The sequence below is a fragment of the uncultured Intestinibacter sp. genome (genome assembly GCF_902468165.1).
In the GTDB taxonomy this organism is placed as follows: Bacteria; Bacillota; Clostridia; order Peptostreptococcales; family Peptostreptococcaceae; genus Intestinibacter.
The window spans coordinates 1-8,599 of record NZ_CABQXJ010000102.1 but is presented as its reverse complement, the minus strand read 5'-3'; the positions used below and the strand labels follow the sequence as shown (position 1 = coordinate 8,599).

Genomic DNA, 8,599 nt, shown 5'->3' with positions numbered 1-8,599 from the left:
GGTACTTGGTGGGCAACCGCCTGGGAGAGTAAGACGTAGCCACGTAATCTTTTTTTATTACGTGAAAACAAAGAAAAGTTTTTTTCATAAAAGATAAAAAGCAGCATATTTTTATAATATGCTGCTTTTTTAGTGAAAATAATTATATTAAAAGAAATTATATTGATATTAATTACCTTTTTAAAAGACTATAATTAAATTAAAACTAAAAATAGATATAGTAAATAGGGGGAAAAATAATGTCAAATAGAATAGTATTAAATGAAGTTTCTTATCATGGCACAGGGGCAATAAATGAAATTGTTACAGAAGTAAAAAGAAGAGGATTAAATAAGGCATTTTTATGCTCAGACCCAGAATTAATAAAACTTAATGTTACTACTAAAATTACTAAAATATTAGATAATGCAGGTTTAGATTATGAAATATATTCAAATATAAAGGCAAATCCTACAATAGAAAATGTTCAAACTGGGGTAAAGAAATACAAAGAGTCTAAAGCTGACTATATAATTGCAATAGGTGGTGGCTCATCTATGGATACTGCAAAAGCAGTAGGTATTATTGTCAATAATCCAGAATTTGATGATGTTAAAAGTTTAGAAGGTACTGCTCCTACTAAAAATAAATCAGTACCGATTATTGCTGTGCCAACAACTGCCGGGACAGCTGCAGAAGTTACAATAAATTATGTTATAACAGATGTAGATAATAATAGAAAATTTGTATGTGTTGATACTAACGACATACCAGTTGTGGCAATAGTTGACCCAGAAATGATGTCAAGTATGCCAAAAGGTCTTACTGCAGCAACAGGTATGGATGCATTAACACATGCTATTGAGGGGTATATAACTATTGGAGCATGGGAAATGTCAGATATGTTCCATTTAAAAGCTATAGAAATAATATCAAGAAGTCTTAGAGGAGCTGTGGAAAATACACCTGAAGGAAGAGAAGGAATGGCTTTAGGTCAATATATAGCAGGTATGGGATTTTCAAATGTAGGTCTTGGAATAGTACATTCAATGGCACATCCACTAGGAGCATTATACGACACTCCTCATGGAGTAGCTAATGCAATTATATTGCCAACTGTTATGGAGTATAATGAAGATTCAACTGGTGATAAATATAAATATATAGCTGCAGCTATGGGAGTTGAAGGTACAGAAAATATGACTGTATCAGAATATAGAAAAGCAGCAGTTGATGCAGTAAAAAAACTTGCACAAGATGTAGGTATACCACAGGATTTAAAAGATATTGTGAAAGAAGAAGATATTCAATTTTTAGCACAATCTGCTTATGATGATGCGTGTAGACCGGGAAATCCAAAAGAAACATCAGTTGAAGATATAGCTAAATTATATAAATCTCTAATATAGCTTATATATATAAATTTATATTCAAATAAAAAAGGTTGAACTTGCGTACAGTTCAGCCTTTTTTTATTTATATATAAAAAAATCTAATAATTAATAAATTTAAAGATTTAAAATATTTTTTTTATATATTGTTTTGGCGTTATACCTTTATATTTTTTAAATGTTTTTATAAAATAACTTACATCATTAAATCCACAGTTTATAGCGATATCAGTAACAGATAAATCTGTACTTAATAGCTGCTCGCATGCGATTTCTATGCGATAAAAATTTAAATATTCTATAGGAGTTTTATTGCTCATGTTGTTAAAGAATTTACATAAATATTTAGGGGTCATTCCAGCTACTTTAGATAAATCATTTAAAGATAAGGTTTGTGTGTAATTTTCTTCTATGAATAATAATACCTTTTTAAATAAAATAATTTTATCATTTGTCTTAAGAGACATATTATTATTAACAGTATAAAGTTTATTTTGAAGAATTATACCCAAAAAATTATATAGAGAGCCTTGTGTAATAAATTCATAACCTTCATATTGAGATGACAATGAATCGAATAAGAATTCACAATTTAGATTTAGCGCTAGAATATTAGAAGGCATTTTTGGATTTATTATTTTATTATTATGAATAATATCTTGTAATAATTTTGTACAAGCATGATTTTGCTTTAAAAGTAAATTTATATCAAAAACAATACACTCGTAAATACAGTTATTAGGAGTTCCACCATGTAGTATTCCTGCTTGAATAAATAGTATATCTCCCTTTTTAGCTAAAATTTTCTTATAGTCGATTGTTATTAAAAATTCGCCTTTTAAAATTCTTATTATTTCACATTGAGTATGCCAATGATAAGGCATATCATACCTGGGATGACTTTGATCAACATGATAAAATTCTATTGGAAAATCAAATCTACCATGTTGTTTATCTTCTTTAAAATCAAAAAATTTCATATTTCTATTTACCCCCTTTTGTCACAAAAAGTGAAAATATTTATATTTTTTGACTATTATAACACAAGAATTGCAAAGTGAAAACGATTACAATGAAGATATAAATAAAGATTTAACAATGAAAGTATAAAAAATTAAAAAGTATAATGATGTGGAGGGAAATATAATGGCAAAGAGTAGACTAGTTGGTCAATATCCAGTTATAGGTATAAGACCTACAATTGATGGAAGAAAAGGAATATTAGATGTAAGAGGATCATTAGAAGAACAGACTATGAATATGGCAAAGTCTGCAGCAGAATTATTAAGAAGTAATATAAAGTATTCAAATGGAGAATCAGTAAAAGTTGTCATAGCCGATACTACAATTGGTAGAGTTGCAGAATCAGCTGCTTGTGCAGATAAATTTAGGAGAGAAGGCGTTGATATAACACTTACAGTTACACCTTGTTGGTGTTACGGTGCTGAAACTATGGATATGGACCCAATGACTATAAAGGGAGTTTGGGGATTTAATGGTACTGAGAGACCTGGGGCTGTTTACTTAGCATCTGTTCTAGCTACCCATGCACAAAAAGGCCTTCCAGCTTTCGGAATATATGGGCATGATGTTCAAGATGCAGATTCAACAGAAATTCCATCTGATGTAAAAGAAAAAATATTAAGATTTGGGAGAGCAGCAGTTGCAGCAGCTACTATGAGAGGAAAATCTTATTTACAAATAGGCTCTATTTGTATGGGAATAGGAGGATCTATAATTGACCCTGCATTTATAGAAGAATATTTAGGAATGAGAGTTGAATCTGTTGATGAAACTGAGATAATAAGAAGAATGACAGAAGGAATTTACGACAAAGATGAATTTGAAAAAGCATTAAAATGGACAAAGGAAAAATGCAAAGAGGGATTTGATAAAAATCCAGATTATGTTCAAAAATCTAGAGAAGAAAAAGATAAAGATTGGGAATTTGTAGTTAAAATGATGTGTATAATAAAAGATTTAATGAATGGAAATGAAAATTTACCAGATGGATTTGAAGAAGAAAAATTAGGACATAATGCAATTGCTGCAGGATTCCAAGGTCAAAGACAATGGACAGATTTTTATCCAAACGGTGATTTTTCTGAAGCATTACTTAATACTTCATTCGACTGGAATGGTGCAAGAGAACCATATATATTAGCTACTGAAAATGATGTTTTAAATGGAATAAGTATGCTGTTTGGTAAATTATTAACTAATACTGCACAAATATTCTCAGATGTTCGTACATATTGGTCTCCAGAAGCAGTAAAAAAAGCAACGGGATATGATTTAGAAGGTATAGCGAAAGAGTCTAAAGGATTTATACATTTAATAAACTCAGGGGCATCTTGCTTAGATGGTAGTGGTCAAGCTAAGGATAAAGATGGAGCTAATGTAATAAAACCTTGGTTTGAAATAAATGAAGAAGATCAAGAAGCATTACTTTCAGCAACTACATGGAATCCTGCTGATACTGGATATTTCCGAGGAGGAGGATATTCTTCTAGATTTTTAACAGATGCACAAATGCCAGTAACAATGACTAGATTAAATCTTGTAAAGGGCGTAGGACCAGTACTTCAATTAGTAGAAGGATATACAGTAAAACTTCCAGATGAAGTATCAGATAAGTTATGGAAAAGAACTGATTATACGTGGCCTTGTACATGGTTTGCACCAAGATTAACAGGAAAAGGAGCTTTTAAATCTGCTTATGATGTAATGAATAACTGGGGGGCTAATCATGGCGCTATAAGTTATGGACATATAGGTGCAGACATAATAACATTATGCTCTATTTTAAGAATACCTGTAAGCATGCACAATGTACCAGAAGAAAATATATTTAGACCAGCTGCATGGAATGCATTTGGAATGGATAAGGAAGGACAAGATTATAGAGCTTGTCAAAACTATGGACCAATGTATAAATAGAAGGTGATAATATGAATGAGAGTGGACTAGAGAAAAAGGTATTGGCTTTTGACTTTGGCGCATCTAGTGGAAGAGCTATAATAGGAACCTTTGATGGAAATAGGATATATATTGAGGAAATACATAGATTTTCTAATGACCCAGTGATAGTTGGAGGGACAATGTATTGGGATATATTAAGATTATTCTTTGAAATTAAGCAAAGTTTAATAAAGTCTAAAAAGTACGGAAAAATAAGTAGTATAGGCATAGATACATGGGGAGTTGACTTTGCATTATTGGATGAATATGGACAAATATTAGAAAATCCTATCCATTATAGAGATGGTAGAACTGCTGGGATGATAGAAGAGAGTTTTAAAAAAATATCTAAAGAAAAATTTTATAAAATAACTGGAAATCAATTTATGGAAATAAATACAGCTTTTCAACTACTATCACTAAAACAAAAAAGATCATATCTGCTTGAAAAAGCAGATGTGATGTTACTAATACCAGATTTGCTTAATTATATGTTAACAAATAAAAAGGTTACAGAGATATCTATAGCATCCACTACACAACTTTTTGATGCAGAAAAGAGACAATGGTCTTATGAAATAATTGAGTCACTAGGATTGAATAGTAATTTATTTACAGATATTATTCCTAGTGGTAGTGTAATTGGAAAAATATCTGAAGATATAAGTGAAGAATTAAATATAGATATGTGTGATGTTATAGCAGTGGCAGGACATGATACACAATGTGCGCAAGTTTCTGTACCAACACAAGATGATGATTTTTTATTTTTAAGTTGTGGTACATGGTCTTTATTAGGAACAGAACTTGATAATCCTATTATTACAGAAAAATCTAGTCGTTATAATATAACGAATGAAAGTGGGTACCAAGGGAAAGTATCATTTTTAAAAAATATAATAGGATTATGGCTCATACAAGAGAGCAAAAGACAATGGCAAAAAGAAGGGAAAAGTTATACTTTTGGAGAGTTAGAAAAAATGGCAGAAAATGCACAACCATTTAGGTCATTTATAGATCCAGATGACCCGATATTTACTCCAGCTGGAAATATTCCAGATAGAATAAGAGATTATTGTAGAAAAACTAATCAAGATGTGCCTAGAAATGAAGCAGAAATAGTTAGGTGTATAAATGAAAGTTTAGCATTCAAATATAGAATAGCTTTAGAAGAAATAGAAGATTGTACAGATAAAAAATATTCTAAGTTATATATGCTTGGAGGAGGAACACAAAGTAGATTATTAAGTCAAATGACTGCAAATGCATGCAATATAAAAGTATATGGGGGGCCTATAGAAGCTACTGTATTAGGAAATATAGCAATACAATTAATCGCAAGTGGGAATATAAAAGACTTGAAAGAAGCTCGAAGAATTATTAATGATTCACATAATATAGACGAATATATACCTAAAGAATCCAAACTATGGGATAAAGAGTTTTCTAGATTTAAAAAAATAATAAAAAAAGGGGAATTAATTAAATGTTAAAAGGAATACCAAATATTTTATCTCCGGAATTACTAAAAGTATTATGCGAGATGGGACATAGTGATCAAATAGTTTTAGCAGATGGGAATTTTCCATCAGAGAAAATGGGTAAAGAGTGTAAAGTTATACGTTGTGACGGACACAGTGTACCAGAGATATTAGATGCAATATTATCTGTTTTTCCATTAGATACTTATGTAGAAAAGCCAGTAAGCTTAATGGCAGTTGTTGAAGGTGATAAAGTAGAGACACCTATATGGAATGTATACAGTAAAATAATCAAAAAATATGATAATAGGGGTAATGATGTTATTCAAAATATAGAAAGATATGATTTTTATGAACAAGCAAAAAAATCATATGCAATAGTTGCTACTGGAGAAAAGGCCCTTTATGCAAATATTATATTACAAAAAGGGGTAGTAGTAGATTAGTTAATGTAGGGGGAATTTTAAATGGATAAAGAAAAAGAATTAGGATATATGGAAATAAGAGAACAAATATGTGATGTTTGTCATAAAATGTGGCAATTAGGATGGGTAGCTGCAAATGATGGAAATGTATCAGTTAAGCTAGAAGATGGAACTTTTTTAGCAACACCTACAGGTATAAGTAAAAGTTTCATAACACCAGAAAAGATATTACATATAGATTCTAATGGAGAGGTTATAGAAGGACAAGCAGGTGCGAAACCATCTTCAGAAATAAAGATGCATTTAAGATGCTACGAAGAAAGAGATGATGTTGGTGCAGTTGTACATGCTCATCCTCCAACAGCAACTGGATATGCAGTAGCACATTTGGATTTAGATAGATACACAATGATAGAAACTATTATAGCTATAGGTTCAATACCAGTAACTCCATATGGAACACCGTCTACATATGAGGTACCAGATGCAATAGCTCCATATTTACAAGAACATGATGTATTATTATTAGCAAACCATGGAGCATTAACTGTAGGGGCAGATCTAATAACAGCATATTACAGAATGGAAACACTAGAATTATATGCAAAAATAAGTTTAACTGCTCATTTATTAGGGGGAGAAAAAGAAGTATCAAAAGAAAATATAGATAGATTAATTGGAATGAGAAAAAGTTATGGTGTAACAGGAAGACATCCTGGATTTAAAAGATATAGAAAAGAACAATAATTTTTACTATAAATTATAGGGGTGATATTATGGAAAATATATCAGATAATAAAAAAGATAGAAATAGTAAATTACCTATAGTGCCCAAACAGTATAGAGTACACTTTATAATGCTAATATCATGCTTTGTGCTTTGGGGGCTATTAAACAATATGACAGATAATCTTGTTCCAGCATTCGGAAGAATATTTATGCTAGAAGCTGCAAATGCATCTATGACTCAAGTTGCATTTTATGGTTCATACGCCGTATTAGCATTACCAGCAGCAATTCTTATAAAGAAATATTCTTATAGAACAGGGGTTTTAGTAGGATTAGGACTTTATATAATAGGTGCTATGGGTTATATTCCTGCAGCTATGTTACAGAATTTTAATTTATTTCTATTATCAGTATTTGTGTTGGCAGGGGGGCTTTCTATATTAGAAACAACATGTAATCCATATGTTATTTCGTTAGGGGATGAAGAAACTAGTGTTAGAAGACTTAATTTAGCACAAGCCTTTAACCCAATAGGATCTTTAAGTGGGATTATACTTGCAAAATATCTTATTTTAAGTCATTTAAATCCGGCTACATATGAAGATAGAATTGCAATGAGTCCAGAAGCTTTAAGCCAAATACGTAGTAATGAATTATTATGGGTTTGTGTACCTTATGTAGGATTAGTTATAATTGCAATTGTAATTTGGATGTTCTTTAAAAGAAGTAAAGATTCAGAAAAGGATATGTCTGGTGATTTAAATATACTTGATTCTATTAAAAAACTTATAAAAATACCTAGATATGCTTTTGGTGTAATTGCTCAATTTTTCTATGTAGGAGTACAAATATCTGTATGGACTTGGACAATACAATATGTTATGACTACAGTTGGTTTAAATGAAGCTGATGCAGCACAATATTATTTAATAGCTATAGTTTTATTTATAGCTTGTCGTTGGATATGTACAGCATTAATGAAATATATTGAACCGGCATTAATGATGGCAGTATTTGCAGTTGGAGGAATCTTAGCTAGTTTAGGAACAATATATCTACCTACAAGTCAATCAGTATGGTGCTTAGTTACAATATCTGCATGTATGTCATTAATGTTTCCAACAATATATGGTATAGCTCTTAAAGATTTAGGCGAAGAAGTAAAAGTCGGAGCAGCAGGTCTTATTATGGCTATACTTGGTGGAGCAGTAATAACACCTATAATGGGAAGATTTATAGATAATGGAATATTGTCTAGCATAACACCTATGTTTAATGGAGCAGAAGCTGCCGTAAGATCATCATTTTTAATTCCTATAATATGTTTTTCAATAGTTCTTATTTACTCATTATGCTTTAGAAGTAAAAAATCAGTATAGTATTTTTATATAATAAACTAATATTTATATATAAAATCAATTTAAAATCACAGTATTTTATTAGATGAAAGTTTAATAATATATTGTGGTTTTTTATTGAAATATCAACAATGATTATTATATTTAGATATGAATTTTTATTTGTATAAGATATATTAAAATAAAAATATGAAAAAATATTTTAAAAAAGTGTTGACGGATATATTTTATGGTGGTATAGTATTACTTGTCCTTGAGAGAGGGCAAGAACTTAG

Annotated in this window: 7 protein-coding genes; 6 read left to right on the top strand and 1 reads right to left on the bottom strand. The window is 30.4% G+C overall.

What is annotated here, in order from left to right:
- Positions 1-239 precede the first annotated feature (239 nt).
- Positions 240-1,388: a lactaldehyde reductase gene (gene fucO, locus RDX53_RS13245; RefSeq protein ID WP_195931903.1), complete on the top strand. Its 1,149-nt coding sequence runs from the start codon at positions 240-242 to the stop codon at positions 1,386-1,388.
- A 107-nt stretch (positions 1,389-1,495) separates the two neighbouring features.
- On the opposite strand, the gene RDX53_RS13240 is transcribed toward fucO, so the two are convergent.
- Entirely contained in the window at positions 1,496-2,350 is an 855-nt protein-coding gene (locus RDX53_RS13240) for an AraC family transcriptional regulator (RefSeq protein ID WP_295778735.1), read from the bottom strand.
- A gap of 166 nt (positions 2,351-2,516) precedes the next feature.
- Between RDX53_RS13240 and RDX53_RS13235 the strand changes: the two genes are divergently transcribed.
- The 5 genes from RDX53_RS13235 to fucP are packed head-to-tail and all read left to right on the top strand — an operon-like array spanning position 2,517 to position 8,345.
- The gene (locus RDX53_RS13235; protein WP_195931527.1) at positions 2,517-4,310 is read left to right on the top strand and encodes an L-fucose isomerase; all 1,794 of its coding nucleotides are present in this window, start codon (positions 2,517-2,519) and stop codon (positions 4,308-4,310) included.
- A gap of 11 nt (positions 4,311-4,321) precedes the next feature.
- Positions 4,322-5,824: a rhamnulokinase family protein gene (locus RDX53_RS13230; protein WP_195931526.1), complete on the top strand. Its 1,503-nt coding sequence runs from the start codon at positions 4,322-4,324 to the stop codon at positions 5,822-5,824.
- Positions 5,818-6,258 (top strand): RbsD/FucU family protein, encoded by a 441-nt coding sequence (locus RDX53_RS13225; RefSeq protein WP_195931525.1) that lies wholly within the window; start codon positions 5,818-5,820, stop codon positions 6,256-6,258. Before RDX53_RS13230 ends, RDX53_RS13225 begins: the two co-directional genes overlap by 7 nt.
- 21 nt (positions 6,259-6,279) lie before the next feature.
- Positions 6,280-6,984 carry a class II aldolase/adducin family protein gene (locus RDX53_RS13220; protein ID WP_195931524.1) on the top strand — a complete coding sequence of 235 codons (705 nt, stop codon included), beginning with the start codon at positions 6,280-6,282 and terminating at the stop codon, positions 6,982-6,984.
- 29 nt (positions 6,985-7,013) lie between these two features.
- Entirely contained in the window at positions 7,014-8,345 is a 1,332-nt protein-coding gene (fucP, locus tag RDX53_RS13215) for an L-fucose:H+ symporter permease (protein WP_195931523.1), read from the top strand.
- Positions 8,346-8,599 lie beyond the last annotated feature (254 nt).

What these genes read in the sequence shown, in the direction of transcription:
- RDX53_RS13225 (WP_195931525.1), top strand. Translation starts at nt 5,818, where the DNA reads ATGTTAAAAGGAATACCAAATATTTTATCTCCGGAATTACTAAAAGTA.
- RDX53_RS13220 (WP_195931524.1), top strand. Translation starts at nt 6,280, where the DNA reads ATGGATAAAGAAAAAGAATTAGGATATATGGAAATAAGAGAACAAATA.
- RDX53_RS13235 (WP_195931527.1), top strand. Translation starts at nt 2,517, where the DNA reads ATGGCAAAGAGTAGACTAGTTGGTCAATATCCAGTTATAGGTATAAGA.
- RDX53_RS13230 (WP_195931526.1), top strand. Translation starts at nt 4,322, where the DNA reads ATGAATGAGAGTGGACTAGAGAAAAAGGTATTGGCTTTTGACTTTGGC.
- RDX53_RS13240 (WP_295778735.1), bottom strand. Translation starts at nt 2,350, where the DNA reads ATGAAATTTTTTGATTTTAAAGAAGATAAACAACATGGTAGATTTGAT.
- fucO (WP_195931903.1), top strand. Translation starts at nt 240, where the DNA reads ATGTCAAATAGAATAGTATTAAATGAAGTTTCTTATCATGGCACAGGG.
- fucP (WP_195931523.1), top strand. Translation starts at nt 7,014, where the DNA reads ATGGAAAATATATCAGATAATAAAAAAGATAGAAATAGTAAATTACCT.